A 26,777-nucleotide genomic window follows, 5' to 3' on the forward strand; every position below is an offset into this window, starting at 1 on the left:
AGCATGAGTTTCCGGTGTTTTGTTTATTATCCTCAATAACGATTCACAGCATAGATGATTCATCCCCTGAATCGTTCAAGTCGTTTATCTTTTTTATTCACAGCATTTATTATTCATGCCATGAGGAATTTGAAGTTAACATAACATACATATTGGATGCATTGAGGTAATGATAATGAGACAATTTCATCTTTACATTTTACGCCGACTTGCCATTATCCCCGAGGATAACATCCGCTTGTCGTTCTGCCATTTTGGCAGCTGTTGCTGGAGTACCCAGACCATTGAACAGCAAATTCATGAAAATAGCTGTAAAGCTACCTGCAATGATTCCGTTACCGAGCATAATCTGTGCCCAGTCCGGCGCACCTGCGAACAATTGAGGCACAACCGTTACCCCCAGCCCCATACCTACAGAGCATGCGATGATGAACAGATTCTCATGGCGGTTCAGATCGACCTGACTGCCCAGAATACGAATACCAGACGATACTACCATACCGAACAATGCAACCATGGCCCCGCCAAGAACAGAACCTGGAACAAGCTGTGCGAGTGCCGCAATCTTCGGTACAAAGCCGATGACCACAAGCAGTCCGCCTGCTACAACGATCACATCACGCGTTTTGACCCGGGTCATCTGCACAAGCCCTACATTTTGAGAATAGGTCGTGTATGGAAACGAGTTAAAAATACCACCCAGTACTATCGCCAAGCCTTCTGCACGATATCCACGGGCCAGATCTTTGGAAGACAGGTCTTTATCCAAAATTTTGCCGAGAGCCATAAATACACCAGTGGATTCAGCCACGCTGACAATCGCCACCAGAATCATGGTCAGAATTGGTACAACCTCAAACGTTGGTTTACCAAAGTAGAACGGCTGCACAACGTGGAACCAGCTCGCTTCGCGAATTGGCGCAAAGTTAACTTCACCCATAAGCCCTGCTGCCACGGTACCCACAAGAAGACCAATCAGCACTGAGATGGAACGAACGAATCCTGTAGTAAACCTTGTCATCAGAATGATGAACAACAATACGCCGAAGCCGAGCAGAAGATGAACTCCACTGCCAAAATCTTCTGCGCCCTGGCCGCCGCCGAGATCGTTGAACGCTACCGGAATCAGGGTCAGACCAATAATGGTTACGACCGATCCGGTGACGACTGGCGGAAAGAGCCGAATCAATTTCCCAAAAATGCCCGAGAACAATACAACGAATATCCCTGACGCGATGATCGCACCATAGATGGCAGACACACCGCTCTTCATCCCGATTAAAATCATTGGGGATACGGCCTGGAATGCACAGCCAAGCATGACGGGCAGTCCCACTCCGAAGAAACGATTGCCCCATACCTGTAACAATGTTGCGACGCCACAGGCGAGCAGGTCAATCGCAATTAGGTAGGTCAATTGCTCCTGCGTAAAGCCAAGCGCCTTGCTGACGATAAGCGGAACAACAACGGCTCCTGCATACATCGCCAGCACATGCTGGAGACCCAGGGAGAACGTTTTGATCGGATGCCGATGCCGCTGAAAAATACGTTCGCGTCCCATATTAGATCGTGACCTCCTCGTCCGCAAACGTGACCTGTCCGTCGGAAAGTGCCCCGATGCGAACCAGCGATTCCACCCGGTATCCTGCTTCTTTCAGCAAGCGACCTCCTGGCTGGAACGCCTTCTCGATAACGATGCCAATCCCAACCACTTCAGCGCCTACCTGCTCCACAATGCGGGCCAGACCAAAAGCTGCTTCACCATTTGCCAGGAAATCATCGATGATCAATACGCGGTCACCGGGCTGCATGAACTTCTTCGCAACTGTAATTTCATTCGTCTCCTGCTTGGTAAAGGAGTACACCTTCTCGACAAGAATGTCTTCGGTGAGCGTAAGTGATTTCTGCTTCCGTGCAAAAATAAGCGGCACGTTGAGTTCCAGTGCGGTCATGATGCCTGGTGCGATACCTGATGATTCAATGGTCAGTACACGTGTAATGTTCTCCCCTTCAAAACGACGGATGAACTCCTTGCCCACTTCCTTCATCAGAACCGGGTCCATCTGGTGGTTCAGGAACGAATCCACTTTGAGTACTTGCTCGGACAGAACAATGCCTTCCTGTATTACCTTGTCTTTTAACAATTGCATCGTAATTCTTCCCCCTGTGCGCCCTCCCGTACAGAAGCCTGCATGACCATCGATCCGCTCGGTAAAAAAACAAAAAGCCCGCCTTTTTACACGCTGCGGAAGGACCGGAGACGGGAAAAGACGGACTTGTACGTATGTGGACAAGCCGCATGGATACTGCGAGTGTAATGGAATGGAAAATCATGATTACAGGATGACTCAGAGCAAACCTCACTCAAAACTCCCTATCGAAATAGGAATACGAAGCTGCCTGAACATTCTTTTTCAGACAAACTGCCCGAGAATCCTTTCTTTACATACCTTACAAACGTTGCAGATCTTTCCCGTAGTCCGATCATTCCGGTGATCGGGTAGAGACATGCAGGCCTATTCCTGCACATATACGAGTAACGGCATATTTAATTTTGTTGGCTCCATGATTCGTTACAATGTATGATCGCGAACCTGAATGTAAAAGTGTGAACAGAACTGATAATGTTAGAAGTATACCGAATCGGCGGCGTGAAATAAAGAAGTATTTTCATGGAAGTTGCGGAAACTTGTCTTAATTTGCATAAAAGGGATGATTGCTGCGTGTTTTTTATGTACAATATGAGGGCGGAAGCGTGTGTCCGAACGGAGAATCGATGGATACGCCGCCTGTATTTTGAGTTATTTGATAAAGGAGATTTGCAGACATGAAAGGCGTACTGAAGGAATTTAAAGAATTTGCCGTACGTGGCAACGTCATCGATCTGGCGGTCGGTGTCATTATCGGGGCTGCTTTTGGCAAAATTGTCACATCCCTCGTGAATGACATCATTATGCCGCCAGTGGGTAAACTGCTTGGAGGGGTTGATTTCAGTCAGAAAATTATCAATCTGGATTGGGATATGAGAACCGCCAGTGGGCAGGAAATCAAAACATTGGCACAAGCCAACGAAGCTGGCGCAACCGTAATTGCTTACGGGCAGTTCATCAACGTCATGATTGATTTCATTATCGTTGCTTTCTGTATTTTCATGCTTGTCAAAGGTATCAACTACATTAAAAGCAAAGAACACAAAAAGCCCGAGCCGCAAAAAACGACAAAGGCCTGCAAATACTGTCTGTCCGAAATTCCGGCTGCCGCTACCCGCTGTTCGCACTGTACTTCAGAACTGAAAGCCGAAGGAACTGGCGCAACGGCTTAATCGTTTCCGCACTTCGAGCGTCTCAGAATCCAATTTCTGAGCCGGACTTAATTGAAGACCATTGTTATGATGATCGAATTTATGTAAAGTAAATCCTGCTTGCTCTGTCCGTTATTCTTCCTTCATCCGTGTTGTTGGGAAAACCCGCACGATGGCGGGTGGAGTCAAAACAGCTCCCACATGAAAGGTCTCACCGTAAAGGTGGGGCCTTTCCTTTCCTTTATTTTACGAGCCAGGCGCAAGCAGCCTTGTTTACCACACTTTCACTCACACTCACACCATGATACTAACTAGAATCGACGCGGCAGCAAATGCTCCAAAATCGACTTCAAGTCCTTATCTTCCTTATAAACCTCTTCCCCGGTATCAAGCTCTGTCACTCGAATATATTCAAAGTTTGCCGAAGCATCCGTAGGTTTGAACAGCAGCTGTGCTTCATCTTCCAAACGTACATGAAATCCCATATCCTTAAACATGGTCGTTAACTGATTGGTTGCCGGTTCTTGTCCCTGTCCAACAAATATAAGACCTCTAAGACTTTTGCGTTCCTGAGGTTGCGGATAAATGACTTGAAAGTGTACAATGCATTCCATAAGATGGTTCCCCTTTCGTTTAAAACATACTTTGTGAAATTTTGAACTTTAAAACTTGCTATATAAGGAGATACGTATCATGACCCCAGAACGTTTCGATATTTACGACGATCAGCAAAACTGGATAGGTACAGAGCTTCGCAGCGTAGTGCATGCCAAAGGATTCTGGCACCGTTCATTTCACTGCTGGATCGTGCGCGACGAAGGTTCGCGGCGGTTGGTACTTTTTCAACGACGACGGGATATCAAGGATACCTTCCCCGGAAGTTACGACATAACAGCAGCAGGGCATCTCACTGCCGGCGAACAGCTGCATGAAGCCAGTCGTGAGCTTGAGGAAGAACTGGGCGTGCAAGCGCCTTTTGAAACACTGACCTATCTGTTGACTGCAAGACAGCAACTTGAAGGGCAGGTTCGCGGTGTTCCTTTTGTCGATCGGGAATTCAGTTCCGTCTATGGACTGTGCTTAAACCAGCCTCTCGAAGCCTACACCTTGCAGGCAAGCGAAGTCGACAGCCTGTATGAAGTGCCTTTGGATGAACTGATTGCCTTATTCCGTGGTGAAACCCATGCGATTCAGGCAGTGGGAGTACAAGCCGTACAGTCGGCGTCTAATCAGGTGGATCAGGCAAATGGTAACTCTGTTCCTCTTCCCGTTCAAGCACGTCACATTCGCGAGATTCAAGCAGCCGAGTTCGTGCCACACGGTACAGGATATTATATCGATGTACTTGAAGCGTTATATCATATACCCAAAGACAGATCCAATCCTGTATAAGATTGCGTTACGTTCCTAGCTTCATTTTCTCAAAAATAGCATGACTTCATACCCTACTACATTAGCTCAACAGGGAACATTTGCTGTGATGAACATCACTGCTTCCGTTAAGTAGCATAAACAGGCGTCTGCCTCTAGGCAGCGCCTGCTTCCGTTAGCATGTATTTAAGCGTTAATAAGATGCCTTCTCTTATTAGATTGAAGCCGTAATCACGGAAGCTCCAGACCCTTAATCCGGCTTAATTCCCTCCGAGGGGACTGACCAATAACGTGCTGAGAGGTTTTGGTATCGATGCCCGTAACGAGACTCCAGTTCCTCCCCCATATCCTGCTCCAGCTCATACAACACCAATTCTTGAGCAAAATGATTCAGCAGCAGCCCGGTCATGACCGGATGCTCTGTCACCATCGCCTGAGTGACGCAGGATTCCCCGCGCATCCCTACCATGCACCAACGCCGATCCACCACTAAAGAGAATTTCCGGCCATTACCTGTTCCGTATGAAGGCAAACCAGGCCAAGGAGCGGGCTGATCCATAATGCCCTCTCCACCATCGCACGACCATAACAGTCGCACGCCGCGGTCTTCGGCACGCTGCAAGTCGGCACGCAACAACTCCGCTTCCTCACGCCACACGTCCACCACAATCTCATGTTTGGCCTCTGCCAGTTCACGGCTTAGATTTTCAAATACGTTTTTGTCGCCTTCAATGTTGTAGAAGACCGGCTTCTCTGGCTCATGCTGCGGCATACTGGTCTGCACATATTCAAGGGAAGCACGCATCTGACCGGAAATCATGCTGGCCATCTCCTCCGGCTTCAAGACACTGTATTTTGCAGGCTCTCCTGCGCTGCAACGCAGGAACCCCCGCTGTTCCAGCCGTTGCAGGGTGGCATATACATTGGAACGGGACACACCCAGCCTTTTAGCGACCTCATATCCCGAGGCCGAGCCTTGGCGAGCGAGTTCCACCATAATTTTAGATTCCATCTCGGTAAACCCCAGATGACGCAAATGATGCAGCAGTTGGTCCATATTCCCGTCCCCCCATGCTGTAAGCAACCAGCGCTGCCTCACAATGATTCCGCAGCGCTTTCTACTGCATCAGATCTGTTCTGCTCCGCAGCGTGGGCACCATTTCGAACCTTTGGGCAGCTCAGCCGCACAAATCTGACAATTCACCATCTCGCGTGGCACTTCGGTCTGTACGTCCACCGTGTTCACGATCGGATTATTTTCTTTCCAGTACCGAATGCGCTCATCCAGCTCCTGCTGACGCTCACGCTCCCGCTGCATTTCTTCATCCCGACGGCGTTCCCACTCTGCATCGAACGCTTCCTTTTCCTCTTGGGTAAACTCTGTGCTGTTATACTCGGATTCGGTCTCCAGATCCGCAATGGACGGAATCACCGTGTGATACGGCTCAGCTTCCTCCAGTTCCTCTTCAGTTGGCGCATCATAAATTGGTCGCTCCGGGCTATGAGCCACGGCCGCTTCCTGTCTCGCAGGGCTCGTCGCTCCTACAGACGCTGCTGCGGGTTTGAATTCGCCCAACTTGCGTCCGCATTTTGGACAGAAGTTGGCATCCAGTGAAGCGACATGTCCGCACTCGCATAAGCGCTCATTTTTGAGTTGTGCAATCTTGTTGCGCAAGCCATCGATTTCGTCCTGCAATTCGTCGCACAGCCCCGACAGATCCACCATCTCTTTTTCGGCACGCGTCAAGTCCTGTGCGCGATAGCCTTCATAGAAGATACGACCCATATCTGTAAAATGGACTTCCTGTTCCTGCTGCAAGCCCACAATCTGATTATTTATTTTGCCGATTTCAACGGCGTGCTGGGCACGCTCTGTTGCTTTGTTTGCTCCGTTTTTAATTCGTTGAAGCAGTTTCATAACATCTCCTCCTCATCCCGTCAAAACCCATATCATTTTAATTTTCCATAGTATAGCATTTTGCATAACTCGATATAATCACAAGCGGTACAACCTACCGAGGGATACGAGCATTCCGATCCATATGTATGCTGATTGGAAGTCACTCTCCTGATCTTATGCAAAAGCTCAGCATATAACTTATACGATATCATGCCAAAAAGTTGCGAAATCGCGCGCGAATGCCCGTTTTCTGCCGATGCTGGATGAATACGGGGGCTTTCGTCAGGACCATACGTTCGGGTATAATGAAGCTTTGGCCCTGTTGATCCGCCTCTTTGGGCGGTTAACCCTATCATACCAATTTACAATGCGATTGTGAAAAGGGCAAATGAATTACTTTTAAGCCGGGATAGTCCTATCCCTGAATGCATATAGAGGTGGATGAATGATGTTAAGTCCGAACTCAACGTTTTACCCCCGTCCGCTCGGAGTTACCCCGGCGGCATCCCTGCCCCAGTCCCCTTCGGCTCCATTGGAGACCAGTAGACAACTCGTTGGCAGTGATGAACGGGATGCCCCATATTTCCGCTCTCTGGAAGAGGTAGGCATCCGTCTAAACGGGCCCCAAATCTCAGCGGTTCGCCACGGCAAAGGCCCCCTGTTAACTCTCGCAGGAGCTGGCTGCGGCAAAACAACTGTACTGGCTGCACGAGCCGGCTACCTGATGGAGGTTAGTGGTGTTCACGCGGGAAGCATCCTGCTGGTGACGTTCACGAACAAAGCTGCCACCGAAATGAAAGACCGCATCGCTTCGCTGCCTGGCATTCGTCCAGCAGCTGCAAGAGCGGTGCAGGCCCGTACATTCCACTCGTTCGCGCTGACGCTGCTTCGTCATTACGGCGTGCAGGAAGAGATTTTTGGCGAGTCGCGCGCTCAGCATACCGTACTTAAGATGCTCCTGCGCCAGAATGGCATGAGTGAGGCCTTTCAGCCGGAGAGCCTATTGGCCATGCTGTCCGCCTGGAAAATGCAAGGATCTGAGACGAGCGATCTCCCCGAAAAATCACAGGAGGAACGAGACGCCAAACGTGTTCTCCTTGGTTATGAAGCCTGGAAGCGGGATCGCAACAAGATGGATTTTGATGATATTTTGCTGCGAGCTGCCGCACTTCTTCGTGATCCTGCTGTCCTGGGTCCGCTTCAGCAGCGTTTTCAGTACATTATGGTCGATGAGTTCCAGGATACGAACAGTCTGCAATATGAAATTGTACAAAAACTGGCTGCCGCCCATCGCAATCTGATGGTTGTGGGAGACGACGACCAGACGATCTATACGTTTAATGGGGCACGGCAGGAATCTATTTTGGAATTCGATAAAGTATACCCCGGTGCACGCATCGTGACGCTGGATATCAACTACCGCAGCGATGCGCGCATTCTGGGACTAGGCAGCGAATTGGTCGCCCGGAACAAACGAAGACGCGACAAGCGGCTGCGCGCAGCCGGGCATCGCGGAGATGCGCCACGGTTCGCCACCCCCTCCAATGCCGAGGAAGAAGCCGCTTGGGTTGTTAACCAGTTGTGTCAGCAAATCGAGGAAGGTCTGCATACATATCGGGATATCGCGATTCTGCATCGGACAGCCAGCAGCAGCCGGGCTATATTTGAGCAGCTTGTATTGAAAGATGTGCCGTTTGTACAACACGGCGCTTCCCCGGTCTTCTATGACCAGTCACTGATTCGACCGTTGATGGATCACATGCGCTTGTCGCTGAACCCACGTGCTGTAGATGCTCTGCCAAGTGCGCTGGGACCTCTCTATGTATCCCGCGATGCAGGGCTGGAGTGGATTCAGCGCAGTGAAGAGCAGCAAGCGAAGAAATATCCGCTCATCCATCTGGCCAAATGGGACAAGCTGAAGCCCTTCCAGCAGGAACAGGTCAAGGAACGTATCAAGCTGATCAAATCGCTAACGAAGCTGAAACCGGTGATCGCCATCCAGGAGATGCGCCGCCAGTTTTACGACAAATATATGGAGAGCGGTGATCCAAGCATCTTCACCCATTACAAGGAAACGATGCTGGAGACTCTGGACGAGTTCGAAGCCGCCGCCAAAAAATTCGAAACCGTGGAAGAGTTCATTCAATTCGCTGATGAGCTCTCTCGCAGACACCGTGAGATGGAATCACTGCGTCGTGCTCAGGACAGTGACGCGGTACAACTGATGACGATCCACCGGGCCAAGGGACTTGAATTCCCATGCGTGTACTGGATCGGGGCCAGCGAAGGAATCGTGCCTCACAGCACGGCATTGCGGCAGGATATTCCGGAAGACCAGAAGGCTGCCCTTACGGTGCAGCAGACGGATGCAGAATTGGACATGGCTCTGGAAGAGGAGCGACGGCTCGCCTATGTTGCAATCACTCGGGCGAAGCAGTATTTGTACGTCACTTCTCCCGCCAGTCATCACGGAAAACCGGCGGACGTTTCCCGCTTTCTGCTGGAGGCCTTCGGCATGGAGGTGCCGGACAAACGCAAAAACCGCGATGAAGCCCGAACTGGCCATCACGCTTCATACGGCAAGGGAAATGGCAATAGTCAGAACTCCCACTCTGGTGCCCGTTCTGAAGGCAGGAACGTGGTACACAGACGGACAATCAGTAACAATGAACGTCGTGACTTCGATGTTCATAATGAACGTGACGATGATCGGCTCAGTGAACGGCGCGGGAGTGGCATCATTGGGAACCACAAGGCATTTAGCACTACGGGTGTGAGTCAGGCAACTTCGTCTTCGTCCAGTTCGGTATCGCGCACCTCAGGAGATGCTGAACTTACAGAGACTGTAGCGATTTGGAAATGCAGTTCTTCCACCTGCAAAGCTTGGCTGCGCCAAAAACCGGATGTACCTTCGGCCAAAGCATCCAAAAAGGCAGCGTCTGGGCCCCCTCCTTGTCCGCTGTGCTCAGGCAAGATGGAAGCCAGTACCCGTAAGGTTCCCGTAACCGGTCGGTTCGGAAGGTAAACGATTACCATTCGTTTCAGGACGCTTGCTGCTGTTTATTAACAGTAGAAGCGTCTTTTTTCCATTTTAGAATGGAGGTTGGATTATGCAGGACGGCAAAAAGCATTACTATGTATCGGTAACCCATAATCTCATTGAACAGACCAAGAACGAATCAACACCGTTTGAAGTCATGGTCGACGATGAACAGTTAAATCGGCTGAAAGACCTAATGAAAGTACTCGAGGATGAAGATGCCTATACACTGCAGAGAGCCCCGGTACCCTATAAATCGGCTGATCATGACGATGCTACGGAGCAATTCTCGGATGGCATGACGCTGCTGTATTCCTTTCTGTATGACCATGGTACTCCGGATAGCCGACAAGCGATTGAGAGCATGAATGTACTTCCCCGGCTGCAAGATACGGATTATGATGACCCGGGATATGAGAATTCACCGCTTAATAAATGAACTCTTTTCACAAAGACTTCCTCTCCGATGACAGACCCATTGTCTGCTTCAGGAGTGATGGAAGTCTTTATTTTTTTACAGATTCAGTCCCAATAGTATCAATATTGATACTATAAACCAAAAATGATACTACTATTTATTTTTGATATTATGTCATATATTTATATATACATTAACTTATTTCTGCAAGGAGGATAACTATCGACATGGGAAATTCAATCATGATGAAAGCGTTCGGATATTACGAGCCTGGGTTAGAGGCCGACATACCGCCATTTCAGGAGGTGGAAGTGGAGAAACCAAAACCTACAGGACAGGATTTACTTATTGAAGTGAAAGCAGTGTCTGTCAATCCGACGGATTGGAGGTCGCATAGTTCCAAACATTCGGACGATTTATCCCTGACCATACCTGGTCGTGACGTAGCGGGCGTGGTCGTGGACATCGGCTCCGATTGCCATTTGTTCAACGTTGGTGACGAAGTATATTATGCGGGGAGCAATACGCGCCCAGGCGGACACAGTGAGTTTCATTTAGTGGATGAACGAATTGTGGGCAGAAAGCCGAAAAGTCTGGATTTCGCTCAAGCGGCAGCCTTACCTCTGACAAGTCTTACAGCAGGAGAAGCTATTTATGAGCGCTTGGGCATCTCCAGGAATGCATCGGATAACGAAGGTAACAGTATACTTATAATCGGGGCAGCGGGAGGTGTCGGATCGATCGCTACTCAATTAGCCAAGTTGGCTGGCCTTAGAGTCATAGCAACTGCCTCTCGTCCCGACTCGATCTCATGGACAAAATCAAACGGAGCAGACCACGTGATCAATCATCATCAGCCATTCGCACCCCAACTTAAAGATCTCGGACTAGTCGGGGTACAATATATTTTCGTGCTTAATCATATAGATGAGCATATGGCCGAGATGGCAGAAGTTATTTTGCCACAAGGAAAGATTTGTTCAGTTCTGCCGTTTGAAAAACCAGCCGAACTTCAAAAGTTATTTTTAAAAAGCGTAACACTCGTTTGGGAAATGATGTTCACCCGTCCGATGTTCCAGACAGATGATATGATTGAACAACATCTTCTTCTTAATGAAATCGCAGATCTGGTGGATGCCGGAAAAATTCACACAACGATGGCAGAGCGGATCGAACCAATTAATGCGGCTAACCTGCTGGAAGCCTACCGAAAGAGCAAATCGGGTACTGCGATTGGCAAAATCGTGTTAGAAGGGTTTGAAAAGTAACGTACATCCGTCTAGTCTGATCACGATCAATGAATCAACCAAAGGGTGTTGTCTCTCCAAAGTTAAGACGGAGAAACAACACCCTTTTAATACTACTTTAGATTCAATCTCCTATATCAGTCCAAACGAATCTCCTGGCCTTTTTCGGCTGATTCGTAGATTCCGCACAGCATCCTGGTTGAAGCCACACCATCCGCAATGGGACTGATTGGTTCAGTACCATTCAGACAACAATCCACAAAGTGATCAATCTGATTCTGGAAGGCACCGTGAATATCGAGACCCTTGTAGTCTGTCTGGGGCTGGATATTCAGGATCGTATTGTGTTTCTCGGTGACGATGAGTGTCTCGGGCTCCAGTTCAAACCCACCACGCTCGCCGTATAATCTAACTGAAGATTCTTCCCCACGTGCATGCAGGGTAAAGCTCACATCTACCGCCAAAGAAGCCCCGTTCTCGAAGCGAATTAGCGCATTCGCCATATCCTCTACATTGTTGACAGCAGAACTGTAATCTGCGGCTTTGTAAAAAGAAAGATGCTCGATATGGGCACGATTGCCCAGTTTTCGATACGTATTGCCACTCACCGAAACAGGCTTCGGTTTGCCCATCAGATACCAGCATTGGTCAATAATATGTACGCCAAGATCAATGAGCGGGCCACCGCCGGAACGGTTCTTGTCCGCAAACCAGCCTCCGGGATTTCCCAAGCGTCGCAGGATAGAGGCTTTGGCATAATACAATTCACCAAACTCACCGGCATCAATGAAACTGCGCACCATCTGCATGTTATTATCATAACGACGTACAAATCCCACAACAAAGGTACATCCGCTTTTTTTCACAGCCTCTTCAATCCGCAGCGCATCTTCCACATTGGTTGCTACCGGTTTTTCCAGCAGCACATGTTTGCCAGCCTCCAGAGCCGCGATGGCAAATTCGGCATGGGTATTATTCCACGTACAGATACTAACGGCATCCACATGCGGGTCCTTCAGCATCTCCCGATAATCGGTGTACACGGATTGTGCACCATACTTCTCTGCGGCTGCGGCTGCACGCTGTTCGTTCAGGTCACAGATGGCGTAAATGACGGCATTCTCGTTCTTGGTGTAACACCTCATATGAAGATCCGAGATGGACCCTGTGCCAATCATACCGATATGCAGCATTTTACTCGTACTCATCCTCTTCCTCCTTACCTTTCCAGAACATGGTTATGGTCTAGTCTGCCCGGAGCATGCCTTTGTAAATCCCTGGTGTTGAATTTTCGATCTTCACGGCCCCCAGTGTCTGAGCATAGAAATCTACGGGTCCTGCCGATCCTATGATCGCGTAAGCGTAACCATCTGCCTTCATGGCGTGCATACAGGCCAGCAGCAAGGCTGTACCTACACCTTTGCCCCGCGCCTCCTGACTAACACCTGTTGGACCAAAGAAATTGCGACACGTCGCCTCATAACAAGCGAAGCCGATCATTTTCCCATGCTCAAGTGCAATATAACAAGTCACAGGTTGACGTGCAAAAGCCACATCACATTCATCCACCCAGGGCTGACTAAAATGGGATCTTACCCAATCCAGCACAAGCTGCTTCTCTGGTGCAATGGCTCTTCGGATGACAATGGAGGAATCCTCCAACTTTTTGAGTCTACTCTCTTGCTCTGGCAAATGGTAAAGCGCCACCAACATATCACTCATCTGACCTTGTTCCTCCTTGTATTGAATGTTAGCAACCACACTTGAATTCAAACCAACATCAAGACGATCCGTAATGTAAATCACAGGTTATAGCACTCTCTTGAAACTTAACCCTATCTTGATGCCTGTAACCTGCAAGATGACTGATATTGCAAATTAGAACTGACACACTTCTTCCATAACTTACATAACAAGTGCAACCCTTGATCAAGTTGTCCCGTCTATAAGAATGAAGCGCGGCCCCAATTAGGAGTTTACCGCGATATAACCAAGATTAGAAGGGATGAAAATCAACAATGAACAACAGCATGAAAAAAGTAAGCGCCCTGATGGTCCTGTCCTTGGCCCTGAGCGGTGGAGCTGCATATGCAGCTACCCTGGACAGTACACAGCCCGTTAATTCAACCTCCGTATCCGCTGACAGCAAAGCAACTGAAGCCGTTAAAGTAACTGTGAACGGCGCGCCAATGGCTGACGGTTATTGGAACAAGGATGGTCAAGTACCCATGATTGCGCTGCGCGATCTCACGGAGGCACTTGGCATTGAACTGAAATGGAACAAGGAAAACAAATCTGCCGAATTGACCAAAGGAACGCTCTGGACACTTGTCACTACAGGCAAAGACCAGTATTCGGTCAATAAAATGCTGCTTAAACTGGGAACAACACCCGAAATCACGGATGGCAAACTGTTCGTACCCGCTTCTTTTGCAGAAGAAGTACTGCATGGTCAAGTGAAAACAACAGGAAACCAGGTAAACATCTCTCTTGAAGAGGACGTGAAAACCGTTACTGAGCGTGGTGTCATTACAGGAATCAATAGCGAAGGCAAATATCAATCCATCCATATCGGCGGTGCAGGTACAGACGGTATCGTACTTAATGTCGGTGAGGATACTACTTTCAAATCCGCGGATGGCAAAGATATCAAACTCACTGATCTGACCATTGGTATGAACGTGGAAGCGGAGCATTCAGAGATTGCAACCCTCAGTTTACCGCCGCAAACACCTACCTACAAGGTCACTGTGCTGGATACCGTTGCTTCAGATTCCGAAGCACAATTGAAAGAGGTTCTGGGTACAGCAGGCACGATTGAAAATGTAAAAACGGCTGCAGACAACATGATCCAAATTGAAATCTCTGGCACACGCCTGACTGAGACAGCACCTGATCACGTTATTCTTAACATTGGCAAGGATACACAACTGGTGAACCATGAAGGGGAAACCATCAAAGCAGAGGAACTGACCAAAGGGGCCAAAGTCATTGGATTCTATAGCCCGGTCCTGACTCGCAGCCTGCCGCCAATCGGAACGGCTTGGAAAGTAGTCATCGAAACACCAACCGAGCAACCTGAAGCAAAATAAGCAGCATGGAGGAACGACTAGCTGTTTAGGTCGCTGCCTTCCACCAGCATAGTGACATTATGTTCATCATGCAAAAATAACCTTACCCCACTTCCTTTTCCATGGAGGTGTGGGTAAGGTTATTTCTCTATCCTGAGTTTTACATAATCAATGTATAACGTTCTGTCCTAAAAATTTCTTCACGAAATGTATATAATAGCTCTATTTCGTTATTTCGCCATCCGTTTCAGCTTCTGCATCAATAATCGCTTCCGCCTCAATTTCCACCATCAGCAAAGGATCAATGAGCGCACTAACCTCTACCATCGTGGCGACAGGCTGGATCTGACCAAAAAATTCACCATGAGCCTTGCCCACTTCTTCCCACCGGGAAATATCAGTTACGAACATCCGGGTTCTCACGACATGAGACATGTCTGCTCCCAATTCTTTCAGTGCATTCTCAATAGTCTGCAAAACAAATCTTGTCTGTGCATATGGATCGCCCGCTCCAACAACCACGCCGTCCTGCATGGCCGTTGTACCAGCCACCTCAATTCGGTTACCAACACGGATGGCTCGGCAATATCCCACAAGCGGCTCCCATGGGGAACCCGTAAAAACCTGTTGTCTGCTCATTCTGCTTTCCCTCGCTTTAATTGTCATTTTCCTTAATTAATCTTTGAAGTATATCAGCCCACTGCCCTTCCAGACAATCCGTTTCATTCCAGATTAATTCTGTGCACATCAAAAAATCCCTGTAAGACAACCCATTCGCCTCAGTAAATGGCGTTCTTACAGGGACTCTTGATACTGGTAAGTTGTATGCAAAATATGAAGCAATCTGCTTACAGCTTGATATTAGCCTCGTCAAAGTATTCTTCCAGCGTCAATCCGCTTTTCACAACATCAGGGGCCAAATCGGTGCCGACATAGCGGATATGCCATGGCTCATACACATAGCCTGTTATATCATCCTCACCTTTCGGATAGCGGATGATATACCCGTATTCTGCTGCATGCTCGGCCAACCACTGGCCTTCTTTCGATGTGCCAAACACTTCTTCCAGCGCATTGCCCACACTTGGACTGGAAACGTCAATCGCAAGCCCGGTCTGATGTTCGCTGTGGCCTGGGACAGAGCTTACACGATCCGTGTATTCCTGACCTTTGGTTTTGACATTATTGTTGTAGATCGATACTTGACGCTCATACGAACGGTATCCAGACACCGCACGAAGCTCAATGCCGTCCGCTTTGGCACCTGCAAACAGCTTCTCCAGCGCCTCGGCAGCTTCCTTGCGCAAATGACGCTTCTCATGCGGTCCGTCAAAGGAGAACGGTACGTTAGGCTCCACCAGATCACTTGGCTCGTAGCCTTCAGGCAAGCTGCGCTGTTTGTTAACGATGACGGTCATCGCCTGTGCGTTGGTAACCACAGCTTGTGTATCAATCGTCGTTTGCAGTGCACTAATGCTGCGCTTCTCCATGAGTGGATCTTCTGTTGTAGCTCCGTTGCCTGCATCGGAGGAACCCTCTTCTCCGGTTGAAGCATTGCCGGAACCACTGTCCGTGCCTTCACTGCTATTGTCCGAAGATGAGCTGTCATCCACACCTGTGTTGTTGCCATCTTTGCCAGTATCCTCGGTCAAATGAACCGTGGTACCATCCGTCTCTTGCTGTGCGCTCCCTGCCGCGTTCAGACCCTTGTTCTCCTCTGAGCCCGAACCGTCCTGGCAAGCGGACAGCAAAGCTCCGCATATCATAAGTGAGGACAGCATAACCGCAACGTGGCGCTGTCGTCCTGTACGTAATTTCATGTAAAAACTCCTATCGCATATTGTAATAATGATTGCTGCATTCGTGCATGCGGGCTTGTCTTCCCCTGCGACAGTATACCTTAAATTGCAGCGAAGCTCCACCGATAAAGACCCCCTTGAGAGGAGGTCACCCTAAAGATATGCCGGGTGTACAGCTTGTACGGTCGTTTTTTGGACTTTTAGAACCGTATCCCAAGGTTCTACACAAAAAAAGGAATTGGAAATGGGTGCAACAACCATTTCAGATAAAAAGCTTGTGCTGATGCACATCACAAACAAGCGGGGGATGATCTGAGATCTCCCCCGCTCCGAGTGGTGTATCATTTGGTTGCCGGGCTGTCCTTCTTCTTCTTTTGGACAGCCTCCCACATCCGCGCAGCTACGCGCTCGCGGATCAATGTCAGCCCTGCAGCGGTAGGCACGCCTGGCAGCAGCGCCACCAACTCCGGCGTCGCCGGGGGCTTGCCCGGCTGCGCCAGCCGCACCTTCACGGCGCCGAAGCCAGGCCCCGGCTGGTGCATGGCGCCGTCCGCGGCTGCCTCGGCGATCCACTCGCCGACGGCTGCGCCGCCTTCGCCGCCCCGCGCTTGCGGGCGGCCGGCCGTTTCGGCTGCGCGGCCGGGGCCGCTGGGATCATGGGCAAGTTCCTCCGCCCATGATCCCAGCACGCCGGCGAGCAGCGCTTCGCGCGGCAGGCCGGCGTGCGCCAGCTGCAGCAGCGGCTCGGCCGCGAAGCGCGCGGCGATGGCGCGCTCAGCGGCCGCGGCATGCGCGCAGCCCGGGCGGCCGCAGCTGCACGCCGCTGCGCCGCCAGCGCCGAGCGGGCCGCCAGCGGCTGTGCCAGGCGCGGCCTCAGCCGCTGGCGCAGCGGGCAACAGCCCGGCGAGCTCTGCCGGAGCTGGGCCGCCGCGCAACAGCGCGTACAGCGACAGCGGTCGCTTGCGCAGCTGTGCCAGCACAGCCTCGCGTTCAGCTTCACTGAGCTGCGGCAGCGTGCCTGTTACCGTGAACAAGCCTTTGGCTGATTCGGCCTTGCTTGCTACTGACGCCTCTTTGCCTGCATCAGCAGCGGCACTAACTTCTGCTGTCCATCCACCGGGGGACATATGCAGCTCTACATTCCATTTTTCGCTCACAACAATCCCCCTCCTTATCTCTATCTATATTCCCTATATATCTTAAAACTTACAGCCATGTCTCGCCCTGAAGCGAAATCAGGCCACGCAGCTCATCATCCGACATTTCGGTCAACCAGTTCTCACCAGAACCGACGACTTGCTCAGAAAGCGCCTTTTTGCTCTCAATCAGCTCATCAATCCGTTCCTCCAGGGTTCCCTGACAGATCAGCTTATGCACCTGCACGTTTCGATTCTGCCCAATCCGGAATACCCGGTCCGTTGCCTGATTCTCCACCGCAGGATTCCACCATCGATCGTAGTGAACGACATGACTGGCACGCGTCAGATTCAGACCTACACCCCCGGCACGTAGAGACAGGACGAACAGGGACGGCCCCTCCCCTTTTTGGAAAGTTTCCACCATATCATCCCTCTGCGACTTCGACACACTGCCATGCAGGAAATACGGTTCTTCCTCATACCGCTGTGTAAGCCGGGATACGAGCAATTCGCCCATCGCCACATACTGAGTGAATATCAGCGCCGATTCACCGTTATCACGGATCGCATCCAGCAACTCCAACAGACGCTCCATTTTACCGGACGCCTCTGCCTTGCCATGATCCTTGCGGCTGCTGTCCGCCAGTACAGGATGATCACAGATCTGCTTCAGCTTGGTCAGAGAGGACAATACAATCCCCTTACGGGCAATACCGTTTCGTCCATCCAATCCGCCCATCAGGTCATCCACCACTCGCTGGTACAGAACGGTCTGCTCTGGTGTCAGAGAACAATAGGATTTTAACTCCAGCTTCTCCGGCAGATCCTTGCGGATATCCGGATCACTTTTCAGCCTGCGCAGCATAAAGGGCGATACCAGCCGATGAAGCTCACGCAAAGATGCTGCATTTTCTTCCGACGGACCCATTCCTGTATACCGCTGGCGGAATGAAGAAGCCGTACCCAGATACCCCGGATTGAGGAATTGGAAAATGGACCACAGTTCGCTTAGCCGATTCTCCACTGGTGTACCCGTCATCGCAATACGATGTGGCGTAGATAGTCGCATGACGCTTTGCGCTTGCTTCGTACGGTAATTCTTAATATATTGCGCCTCATCCAGCACAACGGTAGACCAGTGCAGTGAAGCCAGATCCGGGCCATCCCGGCCTGCCAGATGATAGGTCGTCAGCACAATATCATGGGACTGCGCTTCTGCCTGAAAAGCATTGCCATGCAAGCGTTGTCCTCCATGATGGATATATAACGACAGATTCGGGGCAAACCGCTTCAGCTCACGCTGCCAGTTCCCGAGCAACGAGGTAGGGCAGACAATAAGTGCTGGCAGATGCGCATCATGCACATGTGGCTGTTCACCGTTCGTGGACTGTTCTTCCATTCCCATAAACGCTTCGTGCTCACGTGCTTCCTCAGCCGCGGCCTGCTGTTCCTCATGTTTCAAGTCCAGCAGGCAGGTAATAACCTGAATCGTTTTCCCCAGTCCCATATCATCGGCAAGACATACGCCGAAACCGAGTTCACGCATGGCGGACAACCATTGGTACCCCCGCTCTTGATAAGGTCTCAACTCGCCATGCAGCTCTGCCGGAACCTGACGCGGCTCAATACTGCGGAGCACCTGTCCGTCGAGCAAAAAGGACAGCAGCCCCTCAGATTCCGCACCAAAGACGGAAAGCCCCTTCCATGCGGTATCTTCGCCTTCCTCAGCTGCGAGATGCAGCCATTCGGAGAGTGGCATATATTGTTCTTCTTCTTTTTTCATATAACGCAGAACCTGGCGAATCTCTTTCGTATCCACTTCAATCCATTCGCCGCGGAACATCACATAAGGCACCGTTGCTTCCGCAAGGGCAGCCAGCTCCTCTGCCGTAACAGGTTTCCCGTCCAGCATCGGTTCTGCCTTGAAGGCAACCAGCTGCTCCATACCCAGTGCAGACGGAGCTCCAAGCGGTCTTTCTGTTCCGCGATTGAGCATCTGCAGACGAAGTCCGGCGCGGCGTTTCCCTGCACGGCTCCAGCGGGAAGGCATTAATACCGTTACTCCCGCCTTCTGCAGTCGAGGCACAGCATAGGTTAAAAATTCAAAAAAGGCTTGCTGCTCCAGCTTCATTCCTTCCGGTCGTGCATGAAGCAGCGCCGTTTCCAGCTCCGGTGCCAGTTCTGCTGCATGACCCAGTGCCATCAGGAGCTGTTCTGCAGCTGAACTATAACAAACCTTCCCTCGATCCAGATCCCTTTCCGGATGTGCCCAGATCGTGCGCGCAGGCAATCTCAGACCAGATTCCTGCACACTATCTGCCCAGAAGGTAATTCCCCACAATGATTCATGATCACCCAGTGGCGGTTCCAGCCGCAGTACCAGCTTCAGCTCACCTTCTGTGGGAGCCGTTTCTTCACTTCCTACCACCGGTCTCGCTGTACCACCAGCTTCTTGCAGCGTTCCAATGAGCTCTGCCATTTCTTCCGTAGGTCCCTGAACCGTCACCGGGCGGAACATCGAGATCAGACTGTTCCACCACAACTCCACTACCGGAGAGGAGCCACGCCGGAAAGATGTGCGGTAACGAGACAGTTCACTATCCATGCCTTCCATCTCACCCGTGACAACCGCATGAACCATTCCGCTCATAAATGAAAATAATACGGCCGCTCCCGCTTCCTCCCGTGATTCCGGTTCAGAAGATGCGTATGCTCCGGGAGCAGACAAGCCGATCGGCGGCATGGATTCCGCCAACTCCCGGAAACGTTCCACATCCGCTTCCTGCAGCAGACGCGGACGCCATACACCTGTCAGCGTTTCTTGTCCGGTCCGGCGACGCGCACCCGTCTTGGCGGCAAATTCAGCAGACGGAGCAAATTCTCCGCGCAGCAGCAGTTCCTGTGTAAACTGTGCTGCTTTTACCCAGTAGCGAATCTCTTCTCCAGCCTGAATTCCTGCCGTATTCAATATACTGTCATCCCAATGGAGCAGCAGCTTAAATGTATCTTTGGGCGAGATTGCCAGTCCTTCCAACGTCCGTCCGAGCAATTGACGCCGCTTCGTACCCTTCGCTTCCGCGGCATTACGCATCGGATTGGGCCAACGAAGCTCCGCAAGACGCAGAGCGGCAGGCTGAAACAGACGACCCCCGTCGCCAAAATTCAGCTTCCTTACCACGTGGCTCCATGCATCCACACGCGGCTCCGATGTTTCACCGGAAAAACAAAAAAATACGTCACCAAGCCATACTCCATACAGCGATTGCATCATTACAGTCTCCCGTCATCCCTTCGCATTGTTACTCTCCATCATATACGAAAATGCTCGGATTTAAAAACGTTTACGCATAAAAAGTGCTACATCACTTCGAAAAAACATCTCTGAACCACTTCATACTATATTGTGTATGCCTATTAAAAGGTGAAACACGCCACGCCTTTGCGTTTGAAGAAAGATGCTTACACAAAAAAAATGCCCCTTATCCCGAAAGGGGTAAGGAGCATTTTCATAATCCATTCGATATGTGCTTTGTATATGTCACTTATGAGTTGCATTTACTGCAATTTGGTTAAGTTGCCCAGCAATACATCCAGATTAAGAATGCCTGCCTCATGATCGTCATTGTGGGCGATTTCCTTGAATATTCCTGTTGTGTAACGACGATATTCTTCCGTAGGCTCCTCAAATCGGTCATATGTCACAACGGAATCCACGGAATCGACGACGAGCGGCACATAACCGTCGTGGTAAGGCACAACAATGATGCGTGTGGAAGGTGTAGGCTCCTCATCTGGCATGCCCAGCAGAACGCGTACACTGACCACAGAAACCACTTTGCCGTACAGAGGTGTAAAGCCCTTGATTTCGGGACTGCCAAAAGGAACCGTGGTCACAGGGAGCATTCTGATAATTTCATGAACTTCATCAATACGAAGCGCACAAATCTGATTTCCAATCGAGAAATTAATGTATTGAACTTGAACTTCCTCATCCATAGTTATATCCAAACCCTTCTTGTTTTCAGTTTCATGGAAGTCTTGATTATCATAATCTTTACCATGAGAATTTACTTAGCACGATATCTACAGATCTAAGAACACGATCTCACGTTTTTCGTTAGATCCTTCATTTGCCGCTACTTGGACTTCACGCTGCTCAAGCCTTTACTATTATATCGGTCTATGTCAGATAAATTTTTACCTGGGGAATAATGGAATGTCGATATTGTGTCCCGATGAAAGATCAGAGAATTCGAATCGAACAACGGTCTCGACAAGGATACCCACGTCAAAAACACCTTCATGTCCACCAGATTCGCGGACAAGAAAGTGTCTTCGGTTGGTTCGATTCTGCCTTCCTAATACAAATGACACGCCACCTGGCGTCCCGGGGAAATCTCCCTCAGATCCGGTATAACGGATCGACATTCGTCCTTCACATAAGGACAACGGGTATGAAACGTACAGCCGGACGGGGGATTCTCCGGATTGGGCACGTCGCCGCCCAGGACGATCCGTTCCTTTTGCACATTCGGATCGGGAACCGGAACAGCGGACATCAATGCTTTGGTATACGGATGCAGTGCCTCAGTGAACAACTCAGATGTGGGCGCAAGCTCGACCACTTTGCCCAGATACATGACAGCTACACGATCACTGATGAACTTGACGACGGACAGATCATGAGAGATGAACATATACGTCAGTCCGAATTGTTCCTGGAGATCCTGCATCAGGTTCAGCACCTGTGCCTGAATGGACACATCCAGCGCTGACACTGGCTCATCACACACAATGAATTTCGGGTTCAGGGCGAGGGCACGAGCAATACCGATCCGCTGGCGTTGTCCACCCGAGAACTCGTGTGGGAAGCGGTGCGCCTGATAGGGAGACAATCCGACTACTTCCATCAGCTCTTCGATTCGGCTTTTCAGCTCGTTTTTCCCCAACTTGTGATGGGTAATGAGCGGCTCCTCCAGTGTACGTTGTACCGTCCAGCGCGGATCGAGTGAGGCATACGGGTCCTGGAACACCATCTGCACATCCGTTCGGAAACGGCGCAGCTCTTCTGGGGGCAGCTTTCGTACATCCTTGCCTTCGAAGAACACCTCGCCATCCGTCGGCTCAATCAGGCGCAAAATTGCACGACCTGTGGTGGATTTGCCACAACCGGACTCTCCGACCACGGCAAGCGTCTCACCCCGCTCCACGGACAACGTAACACCATCGACTGCTTTGACTGCACCGACCTGTTTGGAGAATAGGCCCTTGCGGATCGGATAATGCTTCTTCAGGTTTCTGACTTCCAGTATCGCACTCATATGATCCCCTCCTGTTGCAGCAGACAGCGGCAGCTGTGACTTGGTGCTGTCTCCAGTAATTCGGGCTGTATCGTCTCGCATCGTGCTTCCTTCACCGGACATCGAGGGGCAAAACGGCAGCCAGACGGCATATGGGCCGGATTCGGCACCTGACCGGGGATAGACTGAAGACGATCCTGATCTCCCGCAAGCTGTGGCAGCGAAGCCAGCAAACCGCGGGTATACGGATGCTTTGGATCGGCAAAAAGGGTTTTGACATCCGTCTCTTCCACCACTTGTCCGGCATACATCACCATGACACGATCACACATCTCAGCTACAACGCCAAGATCGTGGGTAATCATCATGATTGCCATATTTTCCGTCCGCTGGAGATCACGCATCAAGTCCAAAATTTGTGCCTGGATGGTCACATCCAGAGCCGTTGTCGGTTCATCCGCGATGAGCAGCTGCGGACTGCATACCATCGCCATGGCGATCATCACCCGCTGGCGCATCCCGCCGGAGAGCTGGTGCGGGTATTGTTCTGCAATTTTATCAGGACGGGGAATGCCGACTTTGCGCAGCATCTCAACGGACCGTGCCCAAGCCTCTATTTTGCCCAGCTTCAGATGGTATCGTGCCGCCTCGGAGATTTGTTTGCCGACTTTGAAAACCGGATTAAGTGAGGTCATCGGCTCCTGAAAGATCATCGCCATTCGGTTACCCCGAATCCGGCGAATTTCTCGTCCGGACAGCTTGAGCATGTCTTTCCCCTGAAAACGGACTTGTCCTGACGCCACACGGCCGATCTTCTTGGGGAGCAGCTGCATAATCGATAACGAGGTAATACTTTTCCCGCATCCCGACTCCCCGACAATACCCAGCGTCTCACCCTGCCGTATGGAAAGGCTGATCCCGTCCACGGCGCGGATGATGCCTGCATCCGTGATAAACTCTGTCCGCAAATCCGAAACTTCGAGCAGTGCAGTCATGTTGTTCCCCTCCCATACCATTACATTCTCAATCTTTCTACACCCGTACACATGTCCCTACCACTCTGTCGTTCACTGGTTCTTCAATCGCCCTTCTCTCCCGAAAAGAGTTAACGCTTGATGGTCGCCGCTTCTTCCGAAGATGCACCGTTCAAATCCTTCAATGACGTATCATCATCCATGCCTTCCACACCCAAATATTTAAGTGCACTCAGCGCATACACTTTGGCGCACTGGATAATCTGCCACACGGGTGCTTTTTCGTTAAAATTGTGAATCGTGGACAGCTCTGCCGGACCATATTGCAAGACCGGAATCTGATGATTACGGAAGTGGCGTGCATCGCTGGATGCCCATTGCAGCACACCATACGCTTCCTCGCCGCTCACTTCGCTGATGCTCTCCACCAGTTGGCTAACGATCGGTTCATGCGCTGGAGTCCAGTTTGCGTTGCCCTGAAAGCCAAACGGCTTCAGCTCTGACTCAATTCCCGCTTCAAGCAGCAGCGAGCGGGCACGATCGAGCACATCCCGGTAATCCACACCAAATGGGACACGCGAATCCACCTGAACAGTGCAGCGATCCGCAACCACATTTACCTTGGTTCCACCCTGAATTGAACCGATATTTACCGTGACATGGTCGAACACCTGATAGGCCAGACCTGCCTGTTCGCGGTCACGCGCATATTCCTGCGAGATGCGGATAATATCCTTTACTTCTTCCGGAATGTCCGGCTTGATGTCCCACAGCCGCTGCAAGGCTTCAATGCCTTTGGCTGCCTTCACAATCGCGTTATCCCCTACAATGGGCTGCAAACTGCCATGACCTGGCGTGCCTTCCACCGTAAACTCGAACCAGCAGCTCCCCTTTTGTCCAATCGTTGGATGCTGCGGGCTGGAAGGTTCAGCGATTACTGCGGCGGTTCCGGTTGCAAGACCACGTTCGAGAACCCACGGCACCCCCAGATCACCACCTGTTTCTTCATCCGGGACAATCATCAGCGACAGGTCACCGCGCAAAGGCACACCCAGCTTCGCCAGAATAACCGTTGCATAGATCAGGCCCGCAAGCCCGCCCTTCATGTCGGATGCTCCGCGTCCAAGCATGTATCCGTCCTTGATTTCGCCGCAGAACGGATCAAAATCCCAACGGGAGAGATCCCCGGCTGGCACAACGTCTGTATGACCACAGAAAATGAGATGTTTATCTGACTTGTCTGCGCCTTCTCCATTCAACGTCGAGATCAGGTTAAACATGGTTTCCGTTGCCGCGTGTACTTTGGTGTCGATTCCAGCCTGATGCAGATATTCGATAATAAAAGCGCTAATCTCACGCGAATCCCCTGGAGGGTTCTCTGTCGGAAAACGGATCAATTGTGAACATAGCTCCAGCAATTCGTCCTGGCCTTCCTCAATTGCATCAAGTACCTTCCTTTTCCAATCCATTCTGATCAAGCTCCTTCCAAATATGGGTTGTATTGTGGTCAATACGAATCGTCAGAAGACAGGCATAATTGCCTGTCCCCCGAGACGTCCGTTCAATTACTGCTCTTTGCTAAGTGGATAGAAACGGAGAACCTCATCCGGGTAATACACATATCCGCTGACTTTGTTATTCATGCCAACAACCCGGTTGTACTCGTAAAGATATGCCCATGGCGCTTCGGTCGTAATGATTTCCTGCGCCTTCATGTACAGTTCGTTGCGTTTTGCCTGATCCGGTTCGGAGCCTGCTTCTTCCCACAGTTTGTTCACTTCCGCATTGTTGTAATGAATGTAGTTGGAAGAGCCTTCACCGTAGAGCAGGAAGCCCAGGTGGTATCCAGGATCGTTAACAAAAGAAGTCCATTTGGAGATGTAAGAGACCAAATTCCCGTCTTTTTGCTGTTCCAGGAACTGAGCACGAGCCACTTTGTTAATGTTCATTTTGACACCGATTTTGGCCAACTCAGCTTGGATCAGAACCGCGTCATATTCCCAATCATCAAATCCGGAACCGAGGGTAAAGTCAAAGCTGAATCCTTCCGCATAACCTGCTTCTTTCAGCAATTCCTTGGCTTTATCCAAATTGTACTCGTACACATATCCTGCATCCGTAAAGCCTGGTGTGTTGCTCGCTACAGCACTCTTCATCTCTTTGGCCTGACCGTACATAACATCGTTGATTAATTGGTCATAAGGGATCGCATAGCTGATAGCCTGACGCACTTTTTCATTATCAAACGGTTTGACATTGTTGTTCATGGCGAAGAACAAAATGCGGTTACTCGCATTCGACTTGATCGTCAAATTACTGTTCTCCTGCAAAGCCGCAACATCTTTGGGAGGAATCTCGATCGCCATGTCTACGTCACTTTTGTTCAGCAGCAGCACACGGTTGGAGGCTTCTTTCGTGAATTTCAGCGTGACTTTGCTGAGCTTCGGTGCACCTTGCCAGTAGTCGTTGTTGGCCTGGAAGACCGCTTCACTGGCCGGGTCCCATTTCTCAAGCGTGAACGGTCCTGATCCGGCTGCATTTGTTTTCAAATAATCGTCACCTTTTTCCTCGACCAACTTCTGGTCCACAATGGAGAAGGTATACATGGCAATGATTTGGGTGAACATGTGGTTTGCTTTATTCAGTACGATCTCGACGGTAGAGTCGTCCTTGGCGGTCACAGTCTTAATGTCGGCCATGCCGTATAGAAAGCTGCCGGAGCTGGATTTCGCCACACGGTCAAACGAGTACACAACTGCATCCGCATTGACCGGATTTCCACTTTGGAATTTCAAACCGCTTTTGATTTTGAATGTATACGTCATATTGTCATCAGACACTTCCCAGCTCTCGGCGAGCATTGGCTGAATATCCTCTGTGTTGGCAACGTCAGCACCATCTACCGTTTTGACACCATAGGTTACCAACTGGTCATAGGTTGCCAGGACCAATGTGTCCGAGGTCAGGTCATTCGCCTCCGCCGGGTCCATCGTAGTTCCACCCTCAGAATAAGCAACCGTCAGTGTAGGCGCAGGCTTCGTATTTTCTCCTGAGCCGGATGCCGCAGGCTGCTGGTTGGCATTGCTGGCACAGCCGCCAAGAACAACGGTAAGAGCAATCATTGCAGAAAACCATTTGAGCTTTTTCATTTTTAGTTTCCTCCCCTTTTTGAACCAGTCTTATGATGTGACACTGTAAAACGTTGCAGCTTTTATTA

At 50.4% G+C, this 26,777-nt stretch carries 22 protein-coding genes and 1 riboswitch; of the genes, 6 read left to right on the forward strand and 16 right to left on the reverse strand.

Annotation, left to right across the window (positions count from 1 at the left end):
* Window positions 1-199: 199 nt before the first annotated feature.
* Both P364_RS0121525 and P364_RS0121530 read right to left on the reverse strand, forming a co-directional pair.
* On the reverse strand, window positions 200-1,561 hold the full coding sequence (locus tag P364_RS0121525) for a nucleobase:cation symporter-2 family protein (RefSeq protein WP_024632140.1): 1,362 nt from the start codon (window positions 1,559-1,561) through the stop codon (window positions 200-202).
* 1 nt (window position 1,562) lies between these two features.
* Window positions 1,563-2,150, reverse strand: a complete 588-nt coding sequence (locus P364_RS0121530) for a xanthine phosphoribosyltransferase (protein WP_024632141.1) — start codon at window positions 2,148-2,150, stop codon at window positions 1,563-1,565.
* A 306-nt stretch (window positions 2,151-2,456) separates the two neighbouring features.
* Window positions 2,457-2,556, reverse strand: a riboswitch (purine riboswitch).
* A gap of 271 nt (window positions 2,557-2,827) precedes the next feature.
* Here P364_RS0121530 and mscL point away from each other — a divergent pair.
* A complete protein-coding gene (gene mscL, locus P364_RS0121535; protein ID WP_024632142.1) occupies window positions 2,828-3,322 on the forward strand; it encodes a large conductance mechanosensitive channel protein MscL in 495 nt (164 codons plus the stop codon).
* Window positions 3,323-3,612: 290 nt separating this feature from the next.
* On the opposite strand, the gene P364_RS0121540 is transcribed toward mscL, so the two are convergent.
* On the reverse strand, window positions 3,613-3,915 hold the full coding sequence (locus P364_RS0121540) for a hypothetical protein (protein WP_024632143.1): 303 nt from the start codon (window positions 3,913-3,915) through the stop codon (window positions 3,613-3,615).
* A gap of 79 nt (window positions 3,916-3,994) precedes the next feature.
* Here P364_RS0121540 and P364_RS0121545 point away from each other — a divergent pair, with 79 nt between their 5' ends.
* Window positions 3,995-4,693 carry an NUDIX hydrolase gene (locus tag P364_RS0121545; RefSeq protein WP_024632144.1) on the forward strand — a complete coding sequence of 233 codons (699 nt, stop codon included), beginning with the start codon at window positions 3,995-3,997 and terminating at the stop codon, window positions 4,691-4,693.
* 229 nt (window positions 4,694-4,922) lie between these two features.
* Here the strand turns inward: P364_RS0121545 and P364_RS0121550 are convergent, their stop codons facing one another.
* Window positions 4,923-5,729, reverse strand: coding sequence for a TrmB family transcriptional regulator (locus P364_RS0121550; protein WP_024632145.1), 807 nt, complete (start codon window positions 5,727-5,729; stop codon window positions 4,923-4,925).
* Window positions 5,730-5,798: 69 nt separating this feature from the next.
* Window positions 5,799-6,590: a zinc ribbon domain-containing protein gene (locus tag P364_RS0121555; protein WP_024632146.1), complete on the reverse strand. Its 792-nt coding sequence runs from the start codon at window positions 6,588-6,590 to the stop codon at window positions 5,799-5,801.
* A gap of 430 nt (window positions 6,591-7,020) precedes the next feature.
* On the opposite strand from P364_RS0121555, the gene P364_RS0121560 reads away from it, so the two are divergent.
* The 3 genes from P364_RS0121560 to P364_RS0121570 all read left to right on the forward strand — a co-directional run bounded on the left by P364_RS0121560 (window position 7,021) and on the right by P364_RS0121570 (window position 11,298).
* The gene (locus P364_RS0121560) at window positions 7,021-9,597 is read left to right on the forward strand and encodes a UvrD-helicase domain-containing protein (RefSeq protein ID WP_024632147.1); all 2,577 of its coding nucleotides are present in this window, start codon (window positions 7,021-7,023) and stop codon (window positions 9,595-9,597) included.
* An 85-nt stretch (window positions 9,598-9,682) separates the two neighbouring features.
* Window positions 9,683-10,051: a hypothetical protein gene (locus P364_RS0121565; protein ID WP_024632148.1), complete on the forward strand. Its 369-nt coding sequence runs from the start codon at window positions 9,683-9,685 to the stop codon at window positions 10,049-10,051.
* 206 nt (window positions 10,052-10,257) lie between these two features.
* A complete protein-coding gene (locus tag P364_RS0121570; RefSeq protein WP_024632149.1) occupies window positions 10,258-11,298 on the forward strand; it encodes a zinc-binding alcohol dehydrogenase family protein in 1,041 nt (346 codons plus the stop codon).
* 116 nt (window positions 11,299-11,414) lie between these two features.
* Here P364_RS0121570 and P364_RS0121575 read toward each other — a convergent pair whose 3' ends face one another.
* A complete protein-coding gene (locus P364_RS0121575; protein ID WP_024632150.1) occupies window positions 11,415-12,485 on the reverse strand; it encodes a Gfo/Idh/MocA family protein in 1,071 nt (356 codons plus the stop codon).
* A gap of 37 nt (window positions 12,486-12,522) precedes the next feature.
* Window positions 12,523-12,999, reverse strand: a complete 477-nt coding sequence (locus tag P364_RS0121580; RefSeq protein ID WP_024632151.1) for a GNAT family N-acetyltransferase — start codon at window positions 12,997-12,999, stop codon at window positions 12,523-12,525.
* Window positions 13,000-13,295: 296 nt separating this feature from the next.
* On the opposite strand from P364_RS0121580, the gene P364_RS0121585 reads away from it, so the two are divergent.
* Window positions 13,296-14,369, forward strand: coding sequence for a copper amine oxidase N-terminal domain-containing protein (locus tag P364_RS0121585; protein ID WP_024632152.1), 1,074 nt, complete (start codon window positions 13,296-13,298; stop codon window positions 14,367-14,369).
* A 201-nt stretch (window positions 14,370-14,570) separates the two neighbouring features.
* Here the strand turns inward: P364_RS0121585 and P364_RS0121590 are convergent, their stop codons facing one another.
* The 9 genes from P364_RS0121590 to P364_RS0121635 form a co-directional block, all read right to left on the reverse strand.
* Entirely contained in the window at window positions 14,571-14,987 is a 417-nt protein-coding gene (locus P364_RS0121590; RefSeq protein WP_024632153.1) for a RidA family protein, read from the reverse strand.
* A 209-nt stretch (window positions 14,988-15,196) separates the two neighbouring features.
* A complete protein-coding gene (locus P364_RS0121595; RefSeq protein WP_024632154.1) occupies window positions 15,197-16,168 on the reverse strand; it encodes a M15 family metallopeptidase in 972 nt (323 codons plus the stop codon).
* Window positions 16,169-16,488: 320 nt separating this feature from the next.
* Window positions 16,489-17,304 (reverse strand): hypothetical protein, encoded by an 816-nt coding sequence (locus P364_RS0121605; protein ID WP_024632155.1) that lies wholly within the window; start codon window positions 17,302-17,304, stop codon window positions 16,489-16,491.
* Between the two features lie 49 nt (window positions 17,305-17,353).
* Window positions 17,354-20,557, reverse strand: coding sequence for a DEAD/DEAH box helicase (locus tag P364_RS0121610; RefSeq protein ID WP_024632156.1), 3,204 nt, complete (start codon window positions 20,555-20,557; stop codon window positions 17,354-17,356).
* A gap of 284 nt (window positions 20,558-20,841) precedes the next feature.
* Window positions 20,842-21,282: a chemotaxis protein CheW gene (locus P364_RS0121615; protein ID WP_024632157.1), complete on the reverse strand. Its 441-nt coding sequence runs from the start codon at window positions 21,280-21,282 to the stop codon at window positions 20,842-20,844.
* A 362-nt stretch (window positions 21,283-21,644) separates the two neighbouring features.
* Window positions 21,645-22,607, reverse strand: coding sequence for an ABC transporter ATP-binding protein (locus P364_RS0121620; RefSeq protein WP_024632158.1), 963 nt, complete (start codon window positions 22,605-22,607; stop codon window positions 21,645-21,647).
* Entirely contained in the window at window positions 22,604-23,581 is a 978-nt protein-coding gene (locus P364_RS0121625) for an ABC transporter ATP-binding protein (protein WP_024632159.1), read from the reverse strand. Before P364_RS0121625 ends, P364_RS0121620 begins: the two co-directional genes overlap by 4 nt.
* 110 nt (window positions 23,582-23,691) lie before the next feature.
* Complete coding sequence (locus P364_RS0121630; protein ID WP_024632160.1) at window positions 23,692-25,029, reverse strand: M20 family metallopeptidase; 1,338 nt, start codon at window positions 25,027-25,029, stop codon at window positions 23,692-23,694.
* A 96-nt stretch (window positions 25,030-25,125) separates the two neighbouring features.
* The gene (locus P364_RS0121635) at window positions 25,126-26,709 is read right to left on the reverse strand and encodes an ABC transporter substrate-binding protein (RefSeq protein WP_024632161.1); all 1,584 of its coding nucleotides are present in this window, start codon (window positions 26,707-26,709) and stop codon (window positions 25,126-25,128) included.
* Window positions 26,710-26,777: the final 68 nt, after the last annotated feature.

The organism is Paenibacillus sp. MAEPY2 (genome assembly GCF_000499205.1).
GTDB classification, from domain to species: Bacteria; Bacillota; Bacilli; order Paenibacillales; family Paenibacillaceae; genus Paenibacillus; species Paenibacillus vandeheii.

Excerpts from the sequence above, each read along its gene's own strand:
- P364_RS0121525 (WP_024632140.1), bottom strand. The coding sequence starts at position 1,561 with ATGGGACGCGAACGTATTTTTCAGCGGCATCGGCATCCGATCAAAACG.
- P364_RS0121530 (WP_024632141.1), bottom strand. The coding sequence starts at position 2,150 with ATGCAATTGTTAAAAGACAAGGTAATACAGGAAGGCATTGTTCTGTCC.
- mscL (WP_024632142.1), top strand. The coding sequence starts at position 2,828 with ATGAAAGGCGTACTGAAGGAATTTAAAGAATTTGCCGTACGTGGCAAC.
- P364_RS0121540 (WP_024632143.1), bottom strand. The coding sequence starts at position 3,915 with ATGGAATGCATTGTACACTTTCAAGTCATTTATCCGCAACCTCAGGAA.
- P364_RS0121545 (WP_024632144.1), top strand. The coding sequence starts at position 3,995 with ATGACCCCAGAACGTTTCGATATTTACGACGATCAGCAAAACTGGATA.
- P364_RS0121550 (WP_024632145.1), bottom strand. The coding sequence starts at position 5,729 with ATGGACCAACTGCTGCATCATTTGCGTCATCTGGGGTTTACCGAGATG.
- P364_RS0121555 (WP_024632146.1), bottom strand. The coding sequence starts at position 6,590 with ATGAAACTGCTTCAACGAATTAAAAACGGAGCAAACAAAGCAACAGAG.
- P364_RS0121560 (WP_024632147.1), top strand. The coding sequence starts at position 7,021 with ATGTTAAGTCCGAACTCAACGTTTTACCCCCGTCCGCTCGGAGTTACC.
- P364_RS0121565 (WP_024632148.1), top strand. The coding sequence starts at position 9,683 with ATGCAGGACGGCAAAAAGCATTACTATGTATCGGTAACCCATAATCTC.
- P364_RS0121570 (WP_024632149.1), top strand. The coding sequence starts at position 10,258 with ATGGGAAATTCAATCATGATGAAAGCGTTCGGATATTACGAGCCTGGG.
- P364_RS0121575 (WP_024632150.1), bottom strand. The coding sequence starts at position 12,485 with ATGAGTACGAGTAAAATGCTGCATATCGGTATGATTGGCACAGGGTCC.
- P364_RS0121580 (WP_024632151.1), bottom strand. The coding sequence starts at position 12,999 with ATGAGTGATATGTTGGTGGCGCTTTACCATTTGCCAGAGCAAGAGAGT.
- P364_RS0121585 (WP_024632152.1), top strand. The coding sequence starts at position 13,296 with ATGAACAACAGCATGAAAAAAGTAAGCGCCCTGATGGTCCTGTCCTTG.
- P364_RS0121590 (WP_024632153.1), bottom strand. The coding sequence starts at position 14,987 with ATGAGCAGACAACAGGTTTTTACGGGTTCCCCATGGGAGCCGCTTGTG.
- P364_RS0121595 (WP_024632154.1), bottom strand. The coding sequence starts at position 16,168 with ATGAAATTACGTACAGGACGACAGCGCCACGTTGCGGTTATGCTGTCC.
- P364_RS0121610 (WP_024632156.1), bottom strand. The coding sequence starts at position 20,557 with ATGATGCAATCGCTGTATGGAGTATGGCTTGGTGACGTATTTTTTTGT.
- P364_RS0121615 (WP_024632157.1), bottom strand. The coding sequence starts at position 21,282 with ATGGATGAGGAAGTTCAAGTTCAATACATTAATTTCTCGATTGGAAAT.
- P364_RS0121620 (WP_024632158.1), bottom strand. The coding sequence starts at position 22,607 with ATGAGTGCGATACTGGAAGTCAGAAACCTGAAGAAGCATTATCCGATC.
- P364_RS0121625 (WP_024632159.1), bottom strand. The coding sequence starts at position 23,581 with ATGACTGCACTGCTCGAAGTTTCGGATTTGCGGACAGAGTTTATCACG.
- P364_RS0121630 (WP_024632160.1), bottom strand. The coding sequence starts at position 25,029 with ATGGATTGGAAAAGGAAGGTACTTGATGCAATTGAGGAAGGCCAGGAC.
- P364_RS0121635 (WP_024632161.1), bottom strand. The coding sequence starts at position 26,709 with ATGAAAAAGCTCAAATGGTTTTCTGCAATGATTGCTCTTACCGTTGTT.